The organism is Mucilaginibacter pankratovii (assembly GCF_014773265.1).
GTDB classification, from domain to species: Bacteria; Bacteroidota; Bacteroidia; order Sphingobacteriales; family Sphingobacteriaceae; genus Mucilaginibacter; species Mucilaginibacter pankratovii.
In genome coordinates, this window is sequence record NZ_JACWMY010000004.1 from 418,847 (window position 1) to 442,512 (window position 23,666).

General features: G+C 46.3%; 22 protein-coding genes and 1 tRNA gene. 15 read left to right on the forward strand and 8 right to left on the reverse strand.

All coding sequences use genetic code 11. The annotated features are described in order from the left end of the window. Positions 1-46 precede the first annotated feature (46 nt). Positions 47-715 (reverse strand): phosphatase PAP2-related protein, encoded by a 669-nt coding sequence (locus IDJ77_RS10375; RefSeq protein WP_191188866.1) that lies wholly within the window; start codon positions 713-715, stop codon positions 47-49. A 174-nt stretch (positions 716-889) separates the two neighbouring features. On the opposite strand from IDJ77_RS10375, the gene eat reads away from it, so the two are divergent. The 10 genes from eat (at position 890) to IDJ77_RS10425 (ending at position 9,867) form a co-directional block, all read left to right on the forward strand. Further along, positions 890-2,236, forward strand: a complete 1,347-nt coding sequence (eat, locus tag IDJ77_RS10380; RefSeq protein WP_317174326.1) for an ethanolamine permease — start codon at positions 890-892, stop codon at positions 2,234-2,236. A 56-nt stretch (positions 2,237-2,292) separates the two neighbouring features. Then, complete coding sequence (locus IDJ77_RS10385; protein ID WP_191188867.1) at positions 2,293-3,678, forward strand: ethanolamine ammonia-lyase subunit EutB; 1,386 nt, start codon at positions 2,293-2,295, stop codon at positions 3,676-3,678. After that, entirely contained in the window at positions 3,666-4,433 is a 768-nt protein-coding gene (gene eutC, locus IDJ77_RS10390; RefSeq protein WP_317174327.1) for an ethanolamine ammonia-lyase subunit EutC, read from the forward strand. The genes IDJ77_RS10385 and eutC overlap by 13 nt, the downstream gene beginning before the upstream one ends. A 58-nt stretch (positions 4,434-4,491) precedes the next feature. Beyond that, the gene (locus tag IDJ77_RS10395) at positions 4,492-4,989 is read left to right on the forward strand and encodes a hypothetical protein (protein WP_191188868.1); all 498 of its coding nucleotides are present in this window, start codon (positions 4,492-4,494) and stop codon (positions 4,987-4,989) included. Positions 4,990-5,106: 117 nt separating this feature from the next. Further along, on the forward strand, positions 5,107-5,928 hold the full coding sequence (locus tag IDJ77_RS10400) for an oxidoreductase (RefSeq protein WP_191188869.1): 822 nt from the start codon (positions 5,107-5,109) through the stop codon (positions 5,926-5,928). Positions 5,929-5,952: 24 nt separating this feature from the next. Next, positions 5,953-6,759, forward strand: a complete 807-nt coding sequence (locus tag IDJ77_RS10405) for a helix-turn-helix domain-containing protein (RefSeq protein WP_191188870.1) — start codon at positions 5,953-5,955, stop codon at positions 6,757-6,759. Positions 6,760-6,811: 52 nt separating this feature from the next. Beyond that, positions 6,812-7,207 carry a hypothetical protein gene (locus IDJ77_RS10410; protein ID WP_191188871.1) on the forward strand — a complete coding sequence of 132 codons (396 nt, stop codon included), beginning with the start codon at positions 6,812-6,814 and terminating at the stop codon, positions 7,205-7,207. A gap of 19 nt (positions 7,208-7,226) precedes the next feature. Continuing rightward, complete coding sequence (locus tag IDJ77_RS10415; protein ID WP_191188872.1) at positions 7,227-7,799, forward strand: Crp/Fnr family transcriptional regulator; 573 nt, start codon at positions 7,227-7,229, stop codon at positions 7,797-7,799. A 234-nt stretch (positions 7,800-8,033) separates the two neighbouring features. Next, complete coding sequence (locus IDJ77_RS10420; RefSeq protein ID WP_191188873.1) at positions 8,034-8,477, forward strand: carboxymuconolactone decarboxylase family protein; 444 nt, start codon at positions 8,034-8,036, stop codon at positions 8,475-8,477. A gap of 184 nt (positions 8,478-8,661) precedes the next feature. Further along, complete coding sequence (locus IDJ77_RS10425; RefSeq protein ID WP_191188874.1) at positions 8,662-9,867, forward strand: GAF domain-containing sensor histidine kinase; 1,206 nt, start codon at positions 8,662-8,664, stop codon at positions 9,865-9,867. A gap of 62 nt (positions 9,868-9,929) precedes the next feature. On the opposite strand, the gene IDJ77_RS10430 is transcribed toward IDJ77_RS10425, so the two are convergent. Further along, on the reverse strand, positions 9,930-10,289 hold the full coding sequence (locus IDJ77_RS10430; RefSeq protein WP_191188875.1) for a hypothetical protein: 360 nt from the start codon (positions 10,287-10,289) through the stop codon (positions 9,930-9,932). 365 nt (positions 10,290-10,654) lie between these two features. Here IDJ77_RS10430 and IDJ77_RS10435 point away from each other — a divergent pair, with 365 nt between their 5' ends. Continuing rightward, the gene (locus tag IDJ77_RS10435; RefSeq protein WP_191188876.1) at positions 10,655-11,623 is read left to right on the forward strand and encodes a sugar phosphate isomerase/epimerase family protein; all 969 of its coding nucleotides are present in this window, start codon (positions 10,655-10,657) and stop codon (positions 11,621-11,623) included. 60 nt (positions 11,624-11,683) lie between these two features. Here IDJ77_RS10435 and IDJ77_RS10440 read toward each other — a convergent pair whose 3' ends face one another. After that, positions 11,684-12,214, reverse strand: coding sequence for an OmpA family protein (locus tag IDJ77_RS10440; RefSeq protein ID WP_191188877.1), 531 nt, complete (start codon positions 12,212-12,214; stop codon positions 11,684-11,686). Positions 12,215-12,364: 150 nt separating this feature from the next. On the opposite strand from IDJ77_RS10440, the gene IDJ77_RS10445 reads away from it, so the two are divergent. The 4 genes from IDJ77_RS10445 to IDJ77_RS10455 all read left to right on the forward strand — a co-directional run bounded on the left by IDJ77_RS10445 (position 12,365) and on the right by IDJ77_RS10455 (position 16,670). Further along, a complete protein-coding gene (locus IDJ77_RS10445) occupies positions 12,365-14,122 on the forward strand; it encodes an FAD-binding protein (protein WP_224751038.1) in 1,758 nt (585 codons plus the stop codon). Continuing rightward, positions 14,115-14,969 (forward strand): methyltransferase domain-containing protein, encoded by an 855-nt coding sequence (locus IDJ77_RS27630; RefSeq protein WP_224751039.1) that lies wholly within the window; start codon positions 14,115-14,117, stop codon positions 14,967-14,969. Before IDJ77_RS10445 ends, IDJ77_RS27630 begins: the two co-directional genes overlap by 8 nt. Positions 14,970-14,975: 6 nt before the next feature. Further along, a complete protein-coding gene (locus IDJ77_RS10450) occupies positions 14,976-16,064 on the forward strand; it encodes a hypothetical protein (RefSeq protein WP_191188878.1) in 1,089 nt (362 codons plus the stop codon). Between the two features lie 156 nt (positions 16,065-16,220). Next, entirely contained in the window at positions 16,221-16,670 is a 450-nt protein-coding gene (locus IDJ77_RS10455) for a KTSC domain-containing protein (protein WP_191188879.1), read from the forward strand. On the opposite strand, the gene IDJ77_RS10460 is transcribed toward IDJ77_RS10455, so the two are convergent. From IDJ77_RS10460 to ychF, 5 genes are all read right to left on the reverse strand, one after another. Beyond that, positions 16,667-17,020 carry a hypothetical protein gene (locus IDJ77_RS10460; protein ID WP_191188880.1) on the reverse strand — a complete coding sequence of 118 codons (354 nt, stop codon included), beginning with the start codon at positions 17,018-17,020 and terminating at the stop codon, positions 16,667-16,669. The two genes, IDJ77_RS10455 and IDJ77_RS10460, sit on opposite strands and share 4 nt — an antisense overlap. Before the next feature lie 117 nt (positions 17,021-17,137). Next, positions 17,138-17,209: transfer RNA gene (locus tag IDJ77_RS10465), tRNA-Arg, on the reverse strand. 272 nt (positions 17,210-17,481) lie between these two features. Then, complete coding sequence (locus tag IDJ77_RS10470) at positions 17,482-19,914, reverse strand: outer membrane beta-barrel family protein (protein ID WP_191188881.1); 2,433 nt, start codon at positions 19,912-19,914, stop codon at positions 17,482-17,484. Between the two features lie 90 nt (positions 19,915-20,004). After that, a complete protein-coding gene (locus tag IDJ77_RS10475; RefSeq protein ID WP_191188882.1) occupies positions 20,005-22,023 on the reverse strand; it encodes a M13 family metallopeptidase in 2,019 nt (672 codons plus the stop codon). A gap of 371 nt (positions 22,024-22,394) precedes the next feature. Beyond that, entirely contained in the window at positions 22,395-23,498 is a 1,104-nt protein-coding gene (gene ychF, locus IDJ77_RS10480; RefSeq protein WP_191188883.1) for a redox-regulated ATPase YchF, read from the reverse strand. Positions 23,499-23,666 lie beyond the last annotated feature (168 nt).

The following is a 23,666-nucleotide window of genomic DNA, read 5'->3' on the forward strand; positions in this document are numbered from 1 at the left end:
TAACGAACTATAAATTTAAGATATTATGCGCTAACCGCAAGCTTTTTTAAGCTTCGTCGCCGCTAATTTTGGCGGGGCTCTCCAGCTTCAGAAAATAGGTGGTAATAAGATAGATAATGTATACAAAAACCGGTGCGGCCAGTACATCAATGGTGTAATGGATATGCTGGATCAATAACAGCACCATCACACAAATGATGGCGATAAAGCCGATTATTTTATCGTTCCGCTTATCAAGACAAAGGAAAACGAGTACCATGGTAGAAGTATGGCCGCTATAGAAAAGATCTTTGGTGATCACCGCGTTGCCATAGAAGATGCCCGTTATGGGGTCTATCAAATGAACCATACCATGCGGCGGATCCAGCGCGAAAATCGTTATGGTGATCATTCGGGTAAGGTTCACAAAAAACAGCGTCCAGGCGTATTTGATATAGATGTTAGGGTTATAAAGCGCCCGGTAAACAATGAGGGCCGCCATACCCCAGATAAGCCCGAAGATCAGGAGCGACACATTATAGGCCGGCAGATAGGCCAGTACCCAATCATTTAATACAACACCGTTCCTTTTTTCGATATGGCCAAAAAAGAAGGGCATACCCGATAACATAATGATGGTAACAATAGAAGCCAGTAAAATTTTTGAGCGTGTTTTGGGCGATTGAAGGGCTTCCACCCAAATTTCCTTTATTGTACGGGTATTATTTTGCAGCACTATTTTTTTATCACGTTAATTAGGGCTGCAAAGTTAAAAAATCGTCTCAATATTAAATAATGGTTATTTTAATATTAGATTAGGATAACAGATGCCTCTGTTTCGACTATTTGAAGCGCAAAATTTTCAGCTCACGTTTTTAATCTGTACCTTAAAGGCACATTAATTACCGCCGTGGAAAACATCGATTCGAAACAACTGAAACGGGTGCTAAAGCCCGTGCATTTATGGGCTATAGCCGTGGGTTTGGTTATCAGCGGCGAATACTTCGGCTGGAATTTGGGTTGGGAAGTATCGGGTACCATCGGTTTCCTGATAGCCACGCTCATCGTAACATTAATGTACATCACCTTCATTTTTAGCTATACCGAACTCACTACTTCTATACCCCACGCCGGCGGTGCGTTTGCGTATGCTTACCGGGCCATTGGGCCTATAGGCGGCCTGATAGCCGGCTATGCTACGCTGATAGATTTCCTCTTCGCTACGCCCGCCATAGCTTTTTCTTTAGGGAGTTATGTTCATTTTTTACACCCTGCTATCGGGGTATTGCCTTCGGCGCTTACTTTTAATGTAGTGTTTATTCTGTTGAATATCTCGGGGGTGAAGGAGTCTGCAACTTTCTCGGTGTTCATCACCATTTTAGCCGTGGGCGAGCTGCTGTTGTTTATGGGAGTGGTGGGCCCGCATTTTAAAATGGATAACTTTTTAAGTAACCCTATGCCCTTTGGCTGGAGCGGTGTTTTCGCGGCGCTGCCTTTCGCCGTATGGTTTTATTTGGCCATAGAAGGCGTAGCCATGGTTGCCGAGGAAGTAAAAGACCCCAAACGCAACATCCCCCGAGGCTATATTTATGCCCTTGCCACTCTTGTGTTTTTGGCTTTAGGTGTGATGATATTAACCGGCGGCGTTACCGATTGGCGTAAGCTCAGCAAGCTGGATTACCCCCTGCCCGAGGCTATCAGTGTTGTATTGGGTAAAGGTAGCGGCCTAACCCAACTGTTTGCCAGTATCGGCTTGTTCGGGTTGATCGCCTCTATCCACGGTACTATACTGGCATCATCGCGCCAGGTATTTGCCATGGCGCGCAGCGGTTATCTGCCCCGGGGATTAGCAGCAGTAAATACTAAGTTTAAAACACCCCATTGGGCCATCATTGTTGGCGGGCTTATCAGTTTTATCGCGCTGTTTACCGGCACTACCAGCCAAATCCTCATCTTATCGGTAATGGGGGCGGTGGTAATGTATATGATGAGCATGATCAGCCTGTTCAGGCTCCGCAAAAAGGAACCAAATTTAGAACGACCTTTCGCAGCGGTATTTTACCCGGTTTTCCCGGCTATAGCGCTGCTGATATCGGCAGTGTGCCTGCTGGCCATTATGTATTATAATTTGGGGGTGAGCTTAATATTTTATGCGGGGCTGGCCATTGCCCTTGGCATATTTATACCGATGGGCAAACACAAAACCAAAATTATGGACGATGAAATGCTGAACGCGCCAATTGCCAGTTTGCAGTAGACAGTTAGCAGTAACTCAAAATCACTCATTCACTAATTCCATCCTTCAAAATTAAAATGTACCAGCACACCATCCTCGGCAAAGTTTACAGGTTTGACAGCCTGCGGGAACTGCTGGCAAAAGCCTCGCCCCACCGAACGGGGGATGTATTGGCGGGCTTAAGTGCAGGGAGTTACGAAGAACGCGTTGCAGCCCAGATCACCTTAGCGGATGTTTTGCTGACTGATTTTTTGAATGAGGCGGTTATTCCCTATGAGGAAGACGAGGTAACACGGCTTATTATCGATAATCATGATGCTGTAGCCTTTAAACTCGTAAGCCATCTCACTGTTGGCGGGCTACGCGATTGGTTGTTATTGGATGAAACGAATACCCTTGTATTAAAAAGTATCGAGAACGCCTTAACGCCCGAAATGGCCGCTGCGGCATCTAAAATAATGCGTAACCAGGACCTTATCGCGGTAGCAAAAAAATGCGAAGTGGTTACTAAATTTCGTAATACTATAGGGCTGAAGGGCCATTTTGCCACCCGCCTGCAACCTAATCACCCAACCGACGACCCGCGAGGGATCGCCGCCAGTTTACTTGAGGGCTTGCTTTACGGTAGCGGTGATGCCTGCATCGGCATTAACCCGGCAACAGACAGCCCGGCGGCAGTGCTGAAAATTATAATGCTGATAGACCAGTTGCGGGAGCAATTCGAGATCCCCACGCAATCCTGTGTGCTGAGCCATATCACCACCACGTTAGAGCTGGTGAACAAGGGTGCACCCATCGATCTTTGCTTTCAATCTATCGCCGGCACGCAGAAGGCAAACGCAAGTTTCGGCATCAGTTTATCGTTATTGGAGGAAGCTTATGAGGCCACTTTATCCCTTAACCGCGGCACAGTAGGCAATAATGTAATGTATTTTGAGACAGGGCAGGGTAGCTGTTTATCTGCCAACGCGCATTATGGGGTAGATCAGCAAACCTGCGAAGCAAGGGCTTATGCCGTGGCCAAAAAGTTCAAACCGCTGCTGGTAAACTCGGTAGTTGGGTTTATTGGCCCCGAATATTTGTACGATGGCAAACAGATCACACGCGCCGCTTTAGAAGATCACTTTTGTGGCAAGCTGCTTGGCCTGCCTATGGGTGTAGATATTTGCTACACCAACCACGCCGAGGCCGACCAGGACGATATGGATAACCTGCTCACCCTTTTAGGTGTGGCAGGTTGTAATTTTATTATGGGGATACCCGGTTCGGATGATATTATGCTGAATTACCAGTCCACCTCTTTCCACGATGCCTTGTACCTTCGTAAAGTGCTTGGTTTAAAACCGGCGCCCGAGTTTGAGGCATGGCTGCTGCGGCAGGGGATAATGGATGAGCACGGCAACCCGGCAAAGGGCGGCCCGGAGGCATTGTTAAACAAAACCAATTCGTTGTGGCTAAAATAATAAGGCATAAACCAAGCCCCGGCGAACCTTTGAGTTTTTTAAAGGAGTTTACCCAGGCGCGTATAGCCATTGGCGCTACGGGCACCAGCATCCCAACGGCCCAGTCGTTAGATTTTAAACTGGCGCATGCGCACGCGCGCGATGCGGTGTACTCGGTGATGGATGCCGAATTACTGGCCGATGAGCTGATGCAGTTTAACCTGCCGGTAGTACACCTGCACAGCCAGGCCACCAGCCGAGAGCAATACCTGCAACGCCCCGACCTTGGCCGCTTGCTGAATGAGCTATCCATAAACCGCCTTGCCGACCAGGTAGAGAACAACGGCATCGTACTGATCCTGGCCGATGGGCTTTCGGCAACCGCCATTAACCAAAATGCTGTCGAACTGTTAAGGCTGCTTATCCCCAAATTACTTGCCGCCAAAGTAAAACTGGCACCGCTTTGCCTGGTAGAACAGGGCAGGGTAGCCATTGCAGACTGCATTGGTGCAGAATTAGGTGCTTCGCTATCAGTAATATTAATTGGGGAACGCCCGGGGCTCAGCGCCGCCGATAGCATGGGTGCTTACTTAACTTACCAACCTAAGCCGGGGTTGACCGATGATTCGCGCAATTGCATTTCTAACATCCGGCCCGAGGGGCTGCCTGTTGCCGTTGCTGCCGATAAATTATTTTACCTGATACAGGAAGCCTTAAGCAGGAAGATCTCCGGGGTGGCCCTAAAAGATAATGAGGGCTTGCTTTCGCATAAATAGCTTGTAATTTATTCGTGCAGGGAATAATTGTGTATATTACAGCTTAAATAACCTTATCATGGCACCTAACCCTAATTTTGAACAAACGCCCGCTAAATATTTAAAAACGCTCTCTATTATTCATTTTGCATTGGTAGCAGGGCAGGTGCTTTTTGCTATTGTGGCGCTTGTACAAAGCAAAAAAATAATGATAAACGTACGCAACCCCCGCGACCCGCTTATTTTTATTGTACCGCTTATTGCTGCAGGCGGTTTTGTTGCCAGTAATGTGCTGTTTAAGAAAAAGCTGAACGAGATCAGCAAGGCAGCATCTTTAAAGATCAAACTCATCGATTATCAAACCGCTCTCATCATCCGGTATGCCGCGCTGGAGGGTCCGTCGCTTTTGGGTATAGTCGCTTTTTTGATAACCGGGCAGTTGTTTTTCCTGGTTATCTCCGGGGCCATTATCCTGTACTTTATCTACATAAGGCCCACAAAGCAAAGTATCGAAGATACACTCGAACTTAATTACCAGGAATTGGATGCTTTTAGCCAGCCCCACAAGGTGATATAAAAACTTATCTGAGCTTTATACCAAAGTAAACTTGAGCTTCCTGCCAAAACTACGCCCTTAATTTACCCCGACATTTGTTTTATACAAAGCTCAAAGGCTTTATAAAAATTAAAACAGATGAAAACCACACAAAAAGTAATACTGATCACCGGCGCGTCTGCAGGTATGGGTAAAGATTTCGCGAAAGAATTATTGCACGATGGGCACATCGTTTACGGCGCAGCCCGCCGTACCGACAAGATGGAAGATATCAGCCAGTTGGGCGTAAAGGTTTTAGCGCTTGATGTAACAAACGATGCATCGATGGTGAGTGCTATTGATAAAATAGTTAAGGCCGAAGGCCGGATTGATGTATTGATAAACAACGCCGGCTATGGCTCTTATGGCGCGGTAGAAGATGTGCCTATGAGCGATGCACGCCAGCAGATAGAAGTTAACGTATTTGGCGCGGCCCGTATGGCACAACTGGTAATTCCGCATATGCGTGCGCAAAATTTTGGCCGCATTATTAATGTAACCTCTATTGGCGGCAAGCTGGCCACACCGCTGGGCGGCTGGTATCATGCCAGTAAATTCGCGCTGGAAGGGCTGAGTGATAGCCTGAGGAACGAAATAGCACAATTCGGCATCGACGTGGTAGTAATTGAACCAGGCGGCGTAAAATCCGAATGGGGCGATATTGCTGCCGACAACCTGCGCAAAGTATCGGGCGGTGGTGTGTACAAAGGTATGGTGGATTTATCGGCACAGATAACGGCAAAAACAAAGAAAAACGAAGCCGATCCTGGCGTTATCACAGCGCTTGTGCGTAAAGCCATAGAAGCAAAAAAACCAAAAACGCGTTACCATGGCGGGTATATGGCCAGCTTGTTGCTGTTTTTAAAACAGTGGTTGCCCGATAGAACCTTTGATACCGTTATGATGAGCCAGCTAAAATAATTATTGAATATATTTAACGCCACTATGATGGACGATAAAGGCCATATCCAGCTCAACAATCTGCTCTATTCCTGCGTGTACGAAAAACAGCGGGGTAACGAGCAGTTTGTTTACGAACATGCCCTCGGCTGCGTGGTTTCGGGCGAAACGCATTTGCTAACCAATACTGGTACAATAAAATTCAAAGCAGGCACCATAGGGCTGGTGCGCCGCAATCAACTGGTTAAATCGCTTAAGGTACCGCCGCCGGGTGGCGAATTTAAATCGCTTAATATATTCTTAGATCAGGCTTTTCTGCGCCGCTACAGCGCCGAGAATAAGCTGGCACAAGTAGAGCCTTATACAGGCCCTTCTTATCGTATTTTGCAGCCCGATCCATATCTGAAGGGGTATTTCGATTCGCTGCTGCCATACTTTAACCAATCTGCTCAGCCAAACGCGCCCCTTGCCGAATTGAAGACACGGGAGGCTGTAGAACTCTTGCTGCGGCACGACCCGGGACTGAAGGGCATCCTGTTCGATTTTAGCGAGCCCGGTAAGATCGACCTGGAATCATTCATGAACCGAAACTATATGTACAATGTACCCGCCGCTAAATTTGCTATGCTTACCGGTCGCAGCCTGGCCAGCTTTAAGCGCGATTTTGAGAAGGTATTTCACACATCGCCGGGGCAATGGCTGCTGCAGAAACGCCTGATGGAGGCGCGTTACCTCATTAGCCAAAAAGGGCGCAAGCCATCTGAGGTGTATTTAGATGTAGGTTTTGAGAACCTCTCGCATTTTTCATACAGCTTTAAAAAAGCGTTCGGGGTGGCGCCATCAATGATGTAATGTTTTTGCGATAAGTTTTGATAGCATCCATACGCCCCCTATATTAGTTGGTATGAAAAACACCATCTACCTGTGTGTGCTTGCATTTTTAATGACAGGCTGCAGCTACACCGTTTACGATATGAACAAGGGGTTGCTAAGCATCTCCAAAAAGGATTCGTACACGGTAAAATATTCAGCTGACATTCCCGCCGGCACCACTGCCGAAATTGGCTACACCGATAAAGGTAATACTGTGCAAACCGTTAAAGATGCAACCGGCAAATGGGAAAAAGTTGTCGAGCTGCCATCCGGACAAGAGGTGATGTTGAGGATAGATGTAAAACTGCCGCAAACCAACCCGGCAAGCCAGTTAACCACCGTGCAAACTGTTGACGGTGTGGTAGTGGATGAGAAAGTGCAAACCGGCAAAAAGGTGATGTATAGGTTTGGATATAAGCTGCCATAATCTTGTATCTTCGTTTACCATGTATCCCGAATTACTTGCCCACATTAAACGTTACGTTACGCTAACCGCTGCGGAGGAAGAATTGCTTTGCGGCCGCATGGAGCTGAAGAAGTTTAAAAGGAAAACCATGATACTGGAGCCCGGCTATCACTGCCCCGGCAATTATTTTGTGCTGAAGGGACTGCTGCGCCAGTATTTTGTAAACAAAAAGCTAAACGAGCAGATCATCCAGTTTGCGCTGGAAAGCTGGTGGATTGCCGACCAGGATAGCCTGCTCAATAAGATCCCCGCAACTACCTATATCCAAACCATCGAAGAAACGCACGTGCTGCTTTTGCACGAACGCGACCGGGTGGAACTGTTCGAAAAGATCCCCGCACTGGAAAGCTACTTCCGCATTATGATGCAAAAATCCTTTATCGCGGCTCAGCGGCGGGTGGGCTATATTTTCAACCAAAACGATGAAGAACGTTACCGGTTCTTTACCGGGCTTTTCCCAGCTTTTGTGCAGCGCATACCGCAATATATGCTGGCATCGTACCTGGGTTTTACACCGCAATTTTTGAGCAGGTTAAGGGCGAAGAAGGTGTAAGTGGTGAGTTGGTTTAGGAAATTTCTTTTTTTACCCTCTTTACCGCAGGTAGAGAGGCTTGGGCAGCGTAGCGTACCCGGGCTGAGTCAACCGGTAAACAGATCAAACCCGCAGTTAAAATTCGTGTAATTCGCCCAATTCGTGAAATTCGTAATCCCTTGCTTTTCTTAAACTCAGTTCATTTTTCGGAGGGCTGCTAATCCGCAACTTTGTCTTAACAAAAACAATAAGACAATGAGCAGATTGAAATTAAACACCGCCGAACCCGTAGCATACCGTGCCATGCTTGCATTAGAAAAATATGTTGAAAGTACCACCGTTTCGCACAAACATAAAGACCTCATCAAGATCCGCGCATCGCAAATAAATGGCTGTGCCTTTTGTATAGATATGCACACCCGCGATGCCCGCAAAGCCGGCGAAACCGAACAGCGCATCTACGCGCTTAACGCATGGCGCGAAACCAATTTTTTTGATGAACAAGAGCAGGCCATACTGGCCCTTACCGAAGAAGTTACGCTGATAGCCGGTACCCACGTGTCAAACGAAACGTATAACCGGGCAGCAGCTTTGTTCGACGAAGTGTATTTGTCACAAGTGTTGATGGCCATCATTGCTATCAACGGATGGAACCGGATTGGTATCACCACCGAACTGATGCCCGAATTGCAGAAATAATATCCGGGCAGAGGATGGTCTTCGTAGAGACGCGATACTTCGCGTCTCTTTTTTTTGCTTTTTTTCGTTCACAGGGTGCAATATTGCTTTTAGACAAATGGGTGCATTTTTTTATTTTTTGAAGTTAAATTAACATCCGCAAAAAATAAAAATCCGTAAATAGCCGCAGACCCAACTCTTATATATGCATACCAACCCGATCCCCGAAAATGAAATGGGCAGGATCATCAGCCTGTCCGATTACGACCTTGACTACACCAGCTTCCAGGATACATTTAAAGACCTGGCCAAATTAGCCGCAACGGTTGCCGGCACTTCCATTTCGCTTGTTAACCTTATTGATTCCTTCACACAGTGGACCGTTACCAACCATGGCCTGGATATCGACCAGATGCCCCGCGAAGATTCGGTTTGCCAGTACACCATATCGGTACCCGAGCCCCATTTTGAAGTAGAAGACCTAACCAGCGACGACCGCTTTAATGATAAATTTTACGTGGTTGACGAGCCGAAGCTAAAATACTACTTCGGCATCCCCTTGAAAACCAGTGAGGGCCACAACCTGGGCGCGCTTTGCGTGCTGGACCGTGACCTGAAAACACTTTCGCCAGAGAAGATAGAATTGCTGAAAATAATTGCCGGCGAAATAGTGAACCGCTTAACGGCGCATAAAACCATTATCGGGCTAAAAAACAAACTGCACGAGGCCAACGAAACCAAAAAGAAGGTAGCGCATGATATACGCGGCCCGCTCGGTGGCATTATAGGACTGGCGCAGGTAATAAGCGAGCAGGGCCAGGAGAACGAGATAGACGAGGTGCTGGAGTTTATAAACCTGATACAACGGAGCGGGCGCTCTTTGCTTGAACTGGCCGACGAAATATTAAGCACCGATCTGCCAAAGGCCAGGGACCTGAAAACCGATGAATTTACCCTGCTGGTTTTTAAAGATAAGCTGGAAAAACTTTATACCCCGCAGGCCAAAAACAAGAACATCGATTTTGTAATAAACACGTCGGTAAATTCGGATACTATCCCTTTCAGTAAAAGCAAACTGTTGCAAATAACGGGTAACCTCATCTCCAATGCCATGAAGTTTACCCCGGTGAACGGTAAAATAACCGTAGACCTTGGCCTGAAAATAGAGGAAACACAAAACCTGCTGCAGATAAATGTAACCGATACCGGCGTAGGGTTGAGCCAGGACGCCATCAATACCATTCTTGCGGGCAGGGCCACCTCTACTGATGGCACCAGCGGCGAGCAAGGTTATGGTTTCGGGCTGGCGCTGGTAAAGCACCTGGTAGATACTCTTAAAGGCGAAATGCGGATCTATTCGCACCCAAATCAGGGTGCTAATTTTGAAATATTGCTGCCACAAGCCCAATAGCATATAGGGCGGCTGGTAAAATATCTCCGCTAAATCAATTGCCGATAAAATAAAAGCGCCCCTTATTCCTGGGGCGTTTCTGTTTTATAGCTCGAAACGTGAGTAGTTTTAATGGTCAGCAGGAAAGATTTCCCTACGGATATTTTGATGTTCCTGTCCTGCAGAAAAGCTTTGATGGCTTCATCTGCTTTAAGGGCCTCATAAAGGTCGCGCGCTACGGCCGATCCGCTGATGTTGTTGATCACCTTACCATTTTCCATGCTTAAATTAAAGGTATAGCCGGATTTGCCGCGGTCGCCCGCCGATTCAAAATCGGTTATATTCAATTTGAAGCTCTGTTCCTCGTTAAGGCTCTTTTTAAGATGCAGACGGATAACCGGGATGTACCGCTTCCAGGTTGTTAAATATTTTCTTTCTTCCATGCGTAAGCCGTAAAGGTATAATAATTAAACGGTGTGTAGCTATTTAGTTTGGGCAATTCAACTGTCAATCAATTTTCTATAGGTAATAGCGATGTCTAATCGTCCAATTTTAAAAAGATAGACACCCTGCGCGCACCCGGAACTCCTGGACACAATAGCACAGCGAGCGTTTGCGATTCAACCGATAATTCTAAAATTTGCATTTTTTTACGCTTTATTTCAACCATTCACCACTCTCTATTCACTAATCTCCATTCCCCAACACCAATGTGTCCCGGTAACACTTTTAATACAAAGTTTGCCGGTATCATTAAATTAATAACTTTGGTTTAACCAAGATTATTACCCAACAACCTTTAAATTTTATGGAAAAGCATCACCTAAGCAGGCGCCGGTTTATTGGCAGCGGCGCTATTGCTGCAACGGGCCTTTTATTATTGTCGAAGCATTCATTTGCAGGCGCTTTACTAAACAGTGCCGATAAGCCGAACTCGCTGGTAAATGGCGTGCAGATAGGTGTGATCACCTATTCGTTTCGCAGTATGCCGGGCACGGCCGAGGACCTGCTGAAATATTGCATCGACTGTAATATCAACGCCATAGAACTGATGGGCGATGCTGCCGAAGCCTATGCCGGTGCTCCAAAAAGGGCCGGAGCCTATGGTAGGCCGCAAACACCCGAAGAAACAGCCGCCAACGCAGATCTGCCTAAACGTTTGGCCGAATGGCGTGCCAGCGCGCCAATGGATAAGTTTGTTGAGCTGCGCAAAATGTATAAGGATGCGGGTGTGAAGATCTACGCCTGGAAACCGAACGCCCTGGGTAAAAAGAATACCGACGCGGAAATAGAATACGCCTTTAAAGCAGGTAAAGCCTTAGGCGTAAGCCATGTTACGGTAGAACTGCCGGATGATGAGCAAACCAAACGCCTTGGCGACCTGGCCACCAAACATAAAATGATGGTGGGCTACCATGCGCACACCCAGGCTACGCCAACGCTTTGGGATACCGCATTGAGCCAATCGGAATATAACGGCATTAACCTGGATATCGGGCACTACTCATCCGGTACCAGCAGCAGCCCGGTTCCGTTCATCGAAAAATATCACAACAAGATAGTAAGCATGCACATTAAGGATCGTAAATTTAACAACGGCCCCAATGCCCCATGGGGTACGGGCGATACACCGATAAAAGAAGTATTAGCGCTGATGAAGGCCAATAAATATAAATTCCCCGCCACTATAGAGCTGGAATATAATATCCCCGCCGGCTCGGATGCCGTTAAGGAAGTGAAAGTTTGCAGGGAATACCTGGTGAGCGCTTTAAGCTAAGCGAAACAAAAAAGGGAGCCGGTAAGGCTCCCTTTTTGTTGGTATTAATGGAGTTTAATATTACTGTTTCTTTATCTCCACACGGCGGTTAAGCACGCGGCCTTCTTCGGTTTTATTATCGGCAATGGGTTTGCTTTCACCCCAGCCTTTTACAGCCAGGTTATCGCTGCTGATACCGCTGTTTGTTAAGTACAGTTTAACAGCGGTGGCGCGCTCTACAGAAAGCTCCAGGTTATGTGCATCGGTACCTTCGGCAGATGAGTTTCCGTTCAATATAAACTTCACCGATGGGTCTTTCTTCATTTCTGCGACCGCTTTATCCAAAACCGGGTACGAATCTGTTTTTAAGATCCCCGAGTTAAACTCAAACTGAATATTGCTGAAATTGTAATTCGGTGGGGCAGGGGCGGGTGCCGGGGTCTCGGTCACAGGCGGGGCAGGTTTCGGTGTTTCTACGGGTGCGGGTTTAGCTGGCTCGGCTACCGGAGCAGGCGCCTGGGCAACTACCGCTTTTTTGGCTTTACAGGCCGGGAACAAAACAACTGCCGATAAAATAGCAGCCGCAAGGATACTTGATCTTAATAATTTCATAATGAATAAGGGTTTTCGTAAAAATATAAAACGTTTGCCAAGGTTGCATATTGTAATTTACTTTTTGTTGCACCGATGGTTTGGGGTAAAAAACACGGCTAACACGCAGTAGTTCAAACAAAATTATATCTTAGCTTTAGCTTATTATAAATGCGATTACAACAAAAACTACCGGTTACCTACCTGCTATTTACCTTTAACGGCCGCCTTTCTAAAGGGGTTTACTGGCTTGCCGCCCTGTTTTACTGGTGTACGTTTTATGTGCTGTACAATTTACTCGCCTTTACAATAGGCTACGGTGCTACCTGGGTTTTATACCCGCTTTTATTTTGGATAGTGGCGGCCACATCCATAAAGCGCCTGCACGACCAGAGCCGATCTGGTTACTGGCTGCTTGCTGTTCTGATACCTGTAATTGGTCCCTTATGGCTTATCTGGTGCCTGGGGTTCAAAAAAGGTAATTACTCCTTCAACAGGTACGGCTCGGTGCCAGGCGCGGCTGCAGATTATTTGAAGAATGATGCCGGGATCGAGATCCCCCACCTTAAAACTGATGAGCGTATTATTGATGATGTAACCCGGCTAAACCCTGTGCTGGTATCGCGCATTGTTCGCCCTGCGTCGGTTGAGGAGCTTTGCACAATTGTAAAAGAGACAAGCGGCAGTATCTCCGTTGGTGGTGGGCGTTTTAGCATGGGTGGGCAAACCGCAAGCCCCAACAGTGTTCATGTGGATATGCGCGGGCTAAACAAAATACTTGAGTTTGATAGGGAAGCCAAACTGATAAAAGTACAAACTGGCATCCGCTGGTGCGATATCCAGCAATATATTGATGAACACGATCTGAGTGTGAAGATCATGCAAACCTACGCCAATTTTACCGTGGGCGGCGCGCTAAGTGTGAACGCACATGGCCGCTATATGGGTTTGGGCCCGGTGGTGTTATCGGTCCGTTCGATAGATGTAGTGCTGGCAGATGGCTCGCTGGTACATGCCAGTTTACAGGAGAACCCCGAAGTATTTTTTGGCGCGATTGGCGGATACAACGCTATTGGTATAATTACCCAGGCCGAACTGGAGCTTGCTGATAACGTAGCCATAAAACGCATTGATAAAAAAATGGACGTTGCGGAGTATAAAGACTTCTTCTTTAAAAACATCAGGGATAACGGTAAGGCGGTGTTCCATAACGGCGATATTTATCCGCCCCGGTACAAAAAACTAAGAGCAGTAACCTGGGTAGAAACGGATGAAAAACCAACAGTGAAAACCCGCTTGATGCCCTTGAAGGAATCGTATCCTTTGGAACGCTATTTTTTATGGTCGTTCACCGAAACCCCATTGGGCAAGTGGCGCAGGGAGTACCTGATAGATCCGCTGCTTTTTAGAGGAAAGAAAATACACTGGCGCAATTACGAGGCAGGTTACGACGTTGCAGAACTGGAGCCGCGCTCGCGTACCGATAGCACCTACGTTTTACTGGAATATTTTGTACCGGTGCAGCGTTTTGAGGAATTTGAGGCGGCAATGGCAGAGATCTTTATCCGCTATAATGTAAACGTGTTGAATGTGTCCATGCGGCATGCCAGGGCCGATCCCGGCACTTACATGGCCTGGGCGCGTGAGGAAGTATTTGCCTTTGTGGTATATTACAAGCAACGTACAGATGCTGCAGCCAAACACGCCGTTGCCGTTTGGACAAGGGAACTTGCCGAGGCGGTGATTGCCGTGAACGGAGCATATTACCTGCCCTACCAAATACACCCCACAGCAGAGCAATTTTTTAAAGCATACCCAAACGCGCATAAATTATTTGAATCGAAGGCAAGGCTGGACCCGGATAACAAATTCAGGAATACACTTTGGGATACTTATTACAAACCATTAAACCAACAAAACAATGGCTGATGCATCAGAATTTAAAGCGGTATTTAACGATACCAAATGGAGCGACGATTTTTACCGGTTTTTGCAGGTGATCTTCCATCTTTATCCCGAAGATAAATTTCATCAGCTGATAAAAGAAGAAACGGCGGCCAACAACACCGACGAGGCAATTTACAGGTCGGTGCAGAGCAAGCTACCGGGCATAAAACCTTTCCTATCAGAATTAACCTACGCGCTACCTGCCCTTAAAAAGCAGAAGAAGGAAATAGCCCGCCAAACCCTCAGCCTGTTGGGCGGGAAAGAGCAGATTGATGGTTATGTAGAGATAGGTTCTACCGGCAGGTACATCAGCCAATTGCGTAAGCAGGTAAAGGTTACCGGCCCTGTTTTCCTGCTCAATGATATTGCTCCAACAAACTCCCCCGGCGATATTATGGAGCGCGCGCAATTGAGTAAACTTGGTACTTTTATCAATATTAAAGATTACCAGGCCATAAGCAAGCACGATATTGCCGATGACAGCATCGATGTAGTTACCTGCTATATCGGCCTGCACCATTGCCCGGTAGACAGGCTCGATGGTTTTGTACAATCGATATATCGCATTCTCCGCCCGGGAGGCTCGTTCATCATCCGCGACCATGATGTGAAAACGCCTCAGATGGCAACCTTTGTGTCACTGGTGCATACAGTGTTTAATGCCGGTTTAAACGAAAGCTATGAGTTTGAAGCCAATGATTTTAAAAACTTTAAATCTGCTGATGAATGGGCGGCCATTATTAACGAATCCGGCTTTAAAGATAGCGGAGCGCGGATATTGCAGTATAAGGACCCATCGGATAATACTTTAATGCATTTTATTAAATAATAAATTATGGCCAGGCTGCGGATATTGACTTTAATTGCTGTGGTATTAGCGGGGATTGTTTTCGCGTTGAAAAACAGGAAACCGGACACTATTGCGGCGGGCGATGGGCTTGTTGTGGATAAAGCCCGGCTCACCATAAACCCACACCCAGCCACTCCGCAAAAAGATGTGCGCCCCGCCGACCAAACTTTTTTAACTTATCCCGAATGGTTTTTGGTTTTCAGCCCCAAAGAGCAGGCCGACTATTTTGAGCAGCATACATCAACATCGTTTCCGTACACCAACCACGTCGATCAGCTTTGGGGTGGTTACGGTGTGGTTTATGATCAAATAAAAGGCAATTACAAATTCAACACCGGTTATCACGTCATGATCATGGTGATTGGGGTAAGCACTACGGTAGAATATGGAATAAAATCGTTCTACGAAACTACCATTGGCCGCGTTACCGATACTGATGATATGACGGAAGAAGATAAGTTTAATGCCCGCTATATGCGCAGCTACGTTAATTTTATTGAAGCAACACCCTGGTACGACTACAACTTTAATGCCCAGCTAAGCGAGCTTTGGGGAACCACCGATTTTTTCGGTCCGCATTTTCTGCGCAAACTGGAGCGTAAATATTACCTCACAACCGAACTGTTGGTAAAAAGCGGCTACGGATGGCTGATAAGGCAGGCAACCAAATCTGCCTATGATGAAGCATTGTTGAATACCGCTATTATAACCGACGGCTTCCCGGCAAATATGGCCGAATATCCCGAGATAAAAGATATGAGGCAGCTCAGCAGCGACTCGGTATTAATGAACCTGCCGCGCTACGCCGATTTTAATCCCGCGGTTTGTAAACTGGCCTCACTGGGTATAAATTTTAAAGAGATTGCCGGTAACAATGGCGCTATTATGCTTACGGTGCTGAGCACAAAACTGGTAAATCCTGCTAAAGATCTCCGGGTAATATTTATGCAACCCATTATCACCAGGCCTGGATTAAACCGTATAGCCATTGTCACCACGGTTAAAAACTTAGGTGTTGTCTTAAGGGATTTGCTGGGCAAAAAGATAACGATAGAACACGTTTACGATTATTAAACCCGTTAAAAGCGGAATCTTTCTCTCAATACAATATCCCGCGAACCATTGCACAGCAAATTTTAAAACCGTACCTTTGCGGCATATTTTCCGCGATGGTGCTTAGCTATATCTGCTTCATTTTCAACGTTAATAAGCATACGAATAAAAATTAGCATGAAAAAAATAGTAGATTACAGGAAGCTTTTGGGCGTTAACGAAGCTGCGGAACTGCAGGAATTAAAAACCATTTACCGCAGTATGATGAAAACCTGGCACCCCGATAAATTTCAGCATAGTGCTGAGGAAAAGGAAGCTGCGGAAGAAAAAAGCAAAACCATCATCGAGGCGTACCACTTTTTGGTAAGCATTGCACCCGAAACCCGTAACCAAACTATTGCCGATTATACCCTTACTACTACATCATCTAACATTGCCGATTTTGAATATAAATCGCAGGTGCTTAAGGTGAGCTTTTTAGATGGCAGCGAATATGAGTACTTTGATGTACCCAAAGCGGTTTATGTAAAGCTCATCAATGCCGATTCGCCTGGTAGATTTGCCCGCAGGCATATTTTCAATAACTATGTTTACCGCAGTGTAAGCAGGTTGGTGGCCAGCGCCTAATTAAACCGCGCTTGTATATGCTCTGCCACCTGTTGCTGCTCTAAAATAGACAGTTTTTCTCCATCGTATTCCCATTGCCCGCTTGCGGTGAAGTTGATCTCGCCGAGGTAGTCTTTTTGGTTGATGTTATCCAGGCCGGGGATGTTGTCGCCAATTTCGCCGGGAATGCTGAGGTGGTTAAAAATACTGTCGTTTTTATCCTTAGCGCGGTAAATGGCATACACGGGGCAGTTTTCGCAATCGGCCAGGGTTGCGTTCATGGGCTCAAAATACACATTAAGGGTTCGGCCTTTATCCGTTATAATACTTAAGGAGGGGATGTTGAGGTGGTTGATAGTTGCGTTATCCATAGCTAAGCGTTTTTATACTTAAAATACAAACGGTAGCTGTAAAAGTTTCTACAGATTTAAAAATCAACTCATTATTAAAGCAAAACGCCCGGCTAAAAATTTAGCAGGGCGTTTTTGTGTTTCCGATGAGATTCGAACTCATATCGACGGCTTCGGAGGCCATAATTCTATCCATTGAACTACGGAAACGAAATCTGCGCAAATATAGGATAATTCTGCAAGCGGAATGTCTGAACTCGAATTTTATGGAATTAACGAATGTGCAGAATTTGTTTAATGGCTGTCCTCACTTATTACGTCATCCTGAACTTGTTTCAGGACCCCACATGCAAAGTAACAATGATGCAATCGAGAATGCTTTGTGTCCACTTAGCATGTTGTATACCTGCCGCGTGGGGTACCGAAATAAATTCGGCATGACGACTAAGATAAACCATTCTGTAAATTCTGATTCAGACAATTTACCCATTCCCAACCCTGTCTATCTCATCGCTGGCGCTGCCGCCGGTGCGTTTAACGGTTTTATATTGCTTGCCAAAGCGGTAGGTGAACGAGATGCTGTACACCCGGCTATCCCTTCGCAATAAAAAATATTCGGTAGCATTAGGGAAGGTGGTGAAGCCTTCCATGGCGTTGGTGTAAAACACATCGCGGGCACTGAACTTCAATGTTCCTTTTTTACCGAATACCGGCCGCGAGATACCTACCGACATCTGCCCGGTTGGGTAAAGCAGTTCGGCCACATCGTTACGGGCGCGGGTGGTATAAAAGCCGGATAGCTCTGCAGTATACTTTTTGCCGATGCTGAATTGGTTGTTGGCGTTCAGGTTAAGCTGGTCTATCTCGGTAGTATAGGTATTGCCGTTAAAGCCTTTTAGTTGTTTATGGTTGTACTGTGCCTGCGTGGTTAAGCTCCACCAGCTAACCGGCGAGGTGGTTAGGGTAAGCGACGCCCCTACATTATAGGTGCTGCCCACGTTGCCCTGGGTGTAGAGCAGGATAGCGTCGTTATTCGGGTCGGCCACGAAGATCTGCGAGAAATAGTTTTTGATACGATTGTATGATACCGCCGTGCGCAGCAGGTTTTTATATTGGTGACTCACCTCAAAGTTCCAGCTGAATTGCGGCAACAGGTAAGGGTCGCCGGTGCTGTAGGTGTATTTATTAATGATGAGGTAAAAGGGGTTAAGGTTTTGGAACGGCGGGCGGTCTATCCTGCGGCTGGCCGTAAGCGTAAAACTGTTGGAGCTATCTGCCTCTACGCTTAAATAACCGCTCGGGAAAAACTGCCCGTAAGAGCGCGAAAAAGAGGAATCCTTTTGTATGGCATTACCCAACTGGCTGGCATCATACCCTGTATGCTCGTAGCGCACACCAAACTGCCCGCTCACCTTGCCGAGCTTGGTATCATACGATGAGTAAAGCGCGTTTATCTTCTCTTTATAAATAAAGTGGTTGTTTTTGATGTTATCATCCACCCAATTGCCGCCTATCAGATTTTGATAATCGGCCAGGTTATCGGTATTGCTGAATGATGCCTTGCCGCCAAAAGTCAGCACATCAGTTTTATTCACTTTAATGGTGTAATCCGCCTTGGCCGAGCCGATGCTGATGGTAGTTGGAATGTTACCGCGCGAGATCTCCTCGTAACCATTGGGCCCGCTCAGCTCATTTTTAAAATCCTGGTTTGCCCTGATGCTGTAGTGCAGGTAATCGGCATCAATCGCCAGATCCTGCGAGGCTGATACCTTGTGCCTTAAATTGAGATTGATGGCACCGTTTTTAAAGCGGTTTTTACCGGTGTTGGTGGTATATATAGATGAATCTACCACGCCCTGCGGGCTTTGCCAGTCGGCATTGGCGCGGTTGCTGTTGTTGCGTTTAACCGTTGTGCCCGTTAGCACTATCCCTATGGTGGTTTTATCGTTCAGGTAATAGTCCATCCCTGTTTTTACCGTATTGTTGAAGGCTTTGCCGGGCGAGTAGGAAAACTGATCGAGGATAGCCGTTAGTTGGTTACTGCTATTATAGTATTTACGCAGGGCGTATATGCTGAAGAAATTAGTATTATAGTTGGCGTTGTAATTGAGGAAGGTATTGAATTTGCCAACGCGGTAATTCAGCGTAAGGCTGTTATTGCTTTTGGAATAAACACCCTGCCCGAACGACGCGGTTACCGATCCGTTAAAGCCCTTAACAGTGTTCTTTTTTGTTTTGATATTGATGATACCTGCATTGCCGCTGGCATCGTACCGGGCGGTAGGGTTGGCTATCAGCTCTATCTGCGATACCTGGGTAGAACTCATACTGCCCAGCAGGTTGGCCAATTCGGTACCCGAGAGGTAGGTGAGCTTATCATCTATCATTACCTGTGCGCCTGCCTTGCCATTTAGGGCGATGCCGCCATTGCGGTCCACCGTTACGCCCGGCGAGCGCTCCAAAACCTCCAGCACGGTAGAGCCGGTATTGGTAACCGATGCATTTACATCTAAAATAACCTTGCCCTGTTTGTATTGTACGGGCAGCGTTTTAGCCGTGATGCTTACTTCCTGCAGGCCCGTACTTGCTGCTTGCAGGGTAATAGTATCCTGGCTGATGCTGCCCGGGAAATGATAAACACGGGTGGTTTGCGGCTTGTAGCCGGTATAGCTCACCAAAAAAGTATAATCGCCGGTTTTGATATTGCTAAAACTGGCAACGCCTTTAAGGTTGGTAATGGTGGTTTGTACTACGGCATTTGCTTTGAGCAATTTTACCGTTGCAGCCTCGGCCGGCTGCTTTTTTTCGATAGATACGATGAGCGAAAAACTATGGGCATCGTTTGGCTGGCTGTAAACGCTCAACCCAAAAAGGCACAGCAAAGCCATGCAAACAGTTATTCTTAAATATCTCATCGATCAGTATTTTTTATAAGACTGCGGCACTATAGAAATAGTTACAAACTGCCTTAGCAATATCTAACCTATTTACTACGCGAGGGTGTACTACCAAATCTTTATCCTTTCATTTTGGGGCTTGTAATTTTTATCGCCCGGCTTTACGTTAAATGCCTGGTAAAACGGTTCGAAATTCATCAAAGGCCCATTTACACGCCACATGGCCGGCGAATGCGGGTTAGTATTTACATAGGTGCGAAGGAACGCATCCCTTGTTTTTACACGCCATATGCGGGCAATCGACAGAAAAAAGCGTTGATCGGGGGTAAAGCCGTCAATTTTAACATTGCCCTTTCCTTGCTCTGTCATCTTAAAAGCGTCGTAAGCTATAGCAATGCCGCCGTTATCGGCAGTGTTTTCACCCAGAGTCAAAGCGCCTTTCACATGTACGGTATCTAACACGGTAAACGAACTATATAAGGCTGATACCTGGCTTGTTTTCTCTTTGAATTTTTGGTAATCTTCTTTTGTCCACCAGTTTTTTACGTTACCATCCTTATCGAATTGTGCGCCCTGGTCGTCAAAGGCGTGCGTCATTTCATGGCCAATTACCATCCCTATGCCGCCATAGTTTATGGCATCATCTGCCGAAAAATCAAAATAGGGGAATTGCAGTATCCCCGCCGGGAAAACAACCTCATTAAAAGATGGATTGTAGTAAGCTGTAACCGTAGATGGCGTTGTGCCCCACTCCGTTTTATCAACCGGCTTGTTCAATTTTGCCAGTTGAACCTGGTAGTCGTTTTGGTTAAGCGACAGTACGTTTTCAAAGTACCTGTTCCTGTTGATAGTCACCCTGTCGTAATTACGCCATTTATCAGGATAGCCGAGTTTTTTGGTGATGGCGTATAGTTTTTCTTTTGCCTTTTGTTTGGTGCTATCGCTCATCCAGTCGAGATTGTTTATCCTGTTCTCGAAGGATTTTTGCAGGTTATTTACCAGCACAAGCACACGTTTTTTTGCGTCCTCGTTAAAATACCTTTTCACATACAGTTGCCCCAATGCCTGGCCCAAATAGTTATCTACATCATCAGTGATGATCTGCCTGCGCGATTTTTGCGTGGCCTGGCCTGATAGTACTTTACGAAACTCAAAAGAAGCGTTCACAAATGGTTTGCTCAATGTTGCGGCGTAGTTGATGAGGGTATTGGCTTTTAAATAGGTTTTCCAGTCGTTTATGGGAACAGATCTCAACAGTGCATTTAACTTAATGTAATAAGCAGGCTGCGCCATATCAATATAATCGGTTTTTGCACCTAAGTTGGCAAGCAAAGCTGCCCAGCCTATATTAGCCTGGGTTTTGCGGAGGGATGAAATAGCTATTTTATTGTAATTGGCATTGATATCTCTTAACTCAATATTTGATTTATGCGATGCTGCAATTTGTTTTTCGATGCTGTAACAAACAGCTGCATTCCTGGTTGCGGCGGCAGGGGTACTGCCGGTTAACTGAAACAGCGTGCTGATATAATTTTTATAAGCTTGCTGAGCGTGCAGCGTAGAAGAATCCGTTTTAAAGTAATAACCCTTTTCAGGTAAACCTGTGCCGCTTTGGTAAGCATGGGCTATGTTGATGCCGCTGTTTTTATTATCGGGCGAAATATTGAAGCCGATGATGGAGGAATTGCCGGTTTTTGCTTCATCCGCAACAAATTTCATGAGCGACGGAACACTGCTGATGGCATTTATACGTGCAAGTATTGGCGCAACAGGCTGGTATCCACGTTTGTTGATGGTTAGGGTATCCATCCCCGATGCGTAAAAATCGCCAACCTTTTGGTCGACGCTTCCCATAGCGTTTTTGGTTTTTGAAACGCTATCCAGGATAGCCTGCAGCAATTTTTTTTGCGGGATGTTAAGGAAGGAGTATGAACCCACGCCGGCTTGATCATCCGCAATTCTTGCGGTATCGTACCAGCGGCCGTTTACAAAACGAAAGAAATTATCGCCGGGTTTTATCGTGGAATCTATTCCGGCTACGTCAACAAACCTTCTCTTTGGATCATCCGGGTTGTTCCAGGCACTCAGGATAAAAAGGGCAAAAAACAAGTAAAGTACTTTCTTCATAACATAAGCGTAGTTTGTTAAAGGTAATATTTTTTAGGTTGGGTAAGTTTAAAATCCGGTGTTGGATTTTTTTCTTACAAGTAACGCTGGCGGATTTGCTTTGTCGCGAGTTGACTCACCCCGAATGCGCTCTGCTGTTCGACCCTCTCTGCTGCGCAAAGAGGGTAAAGGGTGAAAAAAACAAAAAAAGAACCCCCTCTTTGCGCAGCAGAGAGGGGGCAGGGGGTGAGTTAACTTGCCATGCGGACAGACAATTTACCGTTTTAAACGCCGAACACCGAATACTGAACACCGAACTCCGAAGTAATTTACTTCATCATTCATTATCCAAAATTCGGTGTTCGATATTTCTTTAAAGAAGGCTGGCAAGCCTAAACATTAAACCTAAAGTGCATCACATCCCCATCTGCAACCACATAGGTTTTGCCTTCAATACCCATTTTGCCTGCTTCTTTTATAGCAGCTTCCGAGCCATTGTATTTTACAAAATCTTCGTATTTAATCACCTCGGCACGGATAAAGCCTTTCTCAAAATCGGTGTGGATAACGCCTGCCGCCTGTGGCGCCGTAAAGCCTTTGGTAATGGTCCAGGCACGTACTTCCTGCACACCTGCGGTAAAGTAGGTGGCCAGGTTTAGCAGGCGGTAAGCCGCTTTGATCAACTGCGTTACGCCCGATTCGGTTAGGCCAAGGTCGGATAAAAACATCTGGCGATCGTCGTACGATTCCATTTCGGCTATTTCCGCTTCGATTTGTGCCGAGATGATCAGCACTTCGGCGTTCTCTTCCTTAGCAACCGCTTTTACGCGCTCTACATAAGCATTGCCGCTCACAACCGAGCCTTCGTCCACATTACAAACGTACATTACCGGTTTTGCGGTAAGCAGCCATATATCGGCAATATATTCCTGGTCCTCTTCGGCAACAGGGGCGGTACGGGCGCTTTTACCTTCCAGCAGGTGGTTACGGTAAATGGTAAGCACATCGTAAGCCTTTTTAGCTTCCTTATCGCCGCCCGTTTTGGCCATTTTTTCAATTTTGGAGATCTTCTTTTCTATCGAATCCAGATCTTTCAACTGTAATTCGGTATCGATGATCTCTTTATCGCGGATCGGGTCTACCGAGCCATCTACGTGGATCACGTTATCGTTGTCAAAGCAGCGTAAAACGTGGATGATAGCGTTAGTCGCACGGATATTGGCTAAAAACTGGTTACCCAAGCCTTCGCCTTTGCTGGCGCCTTTTACAAGGCCGGCAATGTCTACTATCTCGATAACATTTGGCACGATGCTTTTTGGGTTCACTATCTCCGTAAGCTTGGTTAAGCGCTCGTCCGGTACAGTAATTACGCCCACGTTGGGCTCGATGGTACAGAACGGAAAGTTGGCCGCCTGCGCCTTTGCATTTGATAAACAGTTAAAAAGTGTTGATTTCCCCACATTTGGCAAACCCACTATACCACATTGTAAACCCATTTCTTGTTTTTTAAGTCTTATTTGTTCATGGTTGATAGATCATGGTTCATAGCAAAAAAGCTTCGGCTATGAACTATGAACCATTGACTATGAACTTTCTAAATCGGCTGCAAAGATAACAGAAAAAAAGCCTTGTAATTTGAAAAAATAAACGACTTTTGCCTGCGC

Bases quoted from the DNA above. Each gene is read 5' to 3' on its own strand.
- IDJ77_RS10385 (WP_191188867.1), top strand. From the start codon at position 2,293: ATGTACCAGCACACCATCCTCGGCAAAGTTTACAGGTTTGACAGCCTG.
- IDJ77_RS10395 (WP_191188868.1), top strand. From the start codon at position 4,492: ATGGCACCTAACCCTAATTTTGAACAAACGCCCGCTAAATATTTAAAA.
- IDJ77_RS10400 (WP_191188869.1), top strand. From the start codon at position 5,107: ATGAAAACCACACAAAAAGTAATACTGATCACCGGCGCGTCTGCAGGT.
- IDJ77_RS10405 (WP_191188870.1), top strand. From the start codon at position 5,953: ATGATGGACGATAAAGGCCATATCCAGCTCAACAATCTGCTCTATTCC.
- IDJ77_RS10410 (WP_191188871.1), top strand. From the start codon at position 6,812: ATGAAAAACACCATCTACCTGTGTGTGCTTGCATTTTTAATGACAGGC.
- IDJ77_RS10415 (WP_191188872.1), top strand. From the start codon at position 7,227: ATGTATCCCGAATTACTTGCCCACATTAAACGTTACGTTACGCTAACC.
- IDJ77_RS10420 (WP_191188873.1), top strand. From the start codon at position 8,034: ATGAGCAGATTGAAATTAAACACCGCCGAACCCGTAGCATACCGTGCC.
- IDJ77_RS10425 (WP_191188874.1), top strand. From the start codon at position 8,662: ATGCATACCAACCCGATCCCCGAAAATGAAATGGGCAGGATCATCAGC.
- IDJ77_RS10430 (WP_191188875.1), bottom strand. From the start codon at position 10,289: ATGGAAGAAAGAAAATATTTAACAACCTGGAAGCGGTACATCCCGGTT.
- IDJ77_RS10435 (WP_191188876.1), top strand. From the start codon at position 10,655: ATGGAAAAGCATCACCTAAGCAGGCGCCGGTTTATTGGCAGCGGCGCT.
- IDJ77_RS10440 (WP_191188877.1), bottom strand. From the start codon at position 12,214: ATGAAATTATTAAGATCAAGTATCCTTGCGGCTGCTATTTTATCGGCA.
- IDJ77_RS10445 (WP_224751038.1), top strand. From the start codon at position 12,365: ATGCGATTACAACAAAAACTACCGGTTACCTACCTGCTATTTACCTTT.
- IDJ77_RS27630 (WP_224751039.1), top strand. From the start codon at position 14,115: ATGGCTGATGCATCAGAATTTAAAGCGGTATTTAACGATACCAAATGG.
- IDJ77_RS10450 (WP_191188878.1), top strand. From the start codon at position 14,976: ATGGCCAGGCTGCGGATATTGACTTTAATTGCTGTGGTATTAGCGGGG.
- IDJ77_RS10455 (WP_191188879.1), top strand. From the start codon at position 16,221: ATGAAAAAAATAGTAGATTACAGGAAGCTTTTGGGCGTTAACGAAGCT.
- IDJ77_RS10460 (WP_191188880.1), bottom strand. From the start codon at position 17,020: ATGGATAACGCAACTATCAACCACCTCAACATCCCCTCCTTAAGTATT.
- IDJ77_RS10470 (WP_191188881.1), bottom strand. From the start codon at position 19,914: ATGAGATATTTAAGAATAACTGTTTGCATGGCTTTGCTGTGCCTTTTT.
- IDJ77_RS10475 (WP_191188882.1), bottom strand. From the start codon at position 22,023: ATGAAGAAAGTACTTTACTTGTTTTTTGCCCTTTTTATCCTGAGTGCC.
- ychF (WP_191188883.1), bottom strand. From the start codon at position 23,498: ATGGGTTTACAATGTGGTATAGTGGGTTTGCCAAATGTGGGGAAATCA.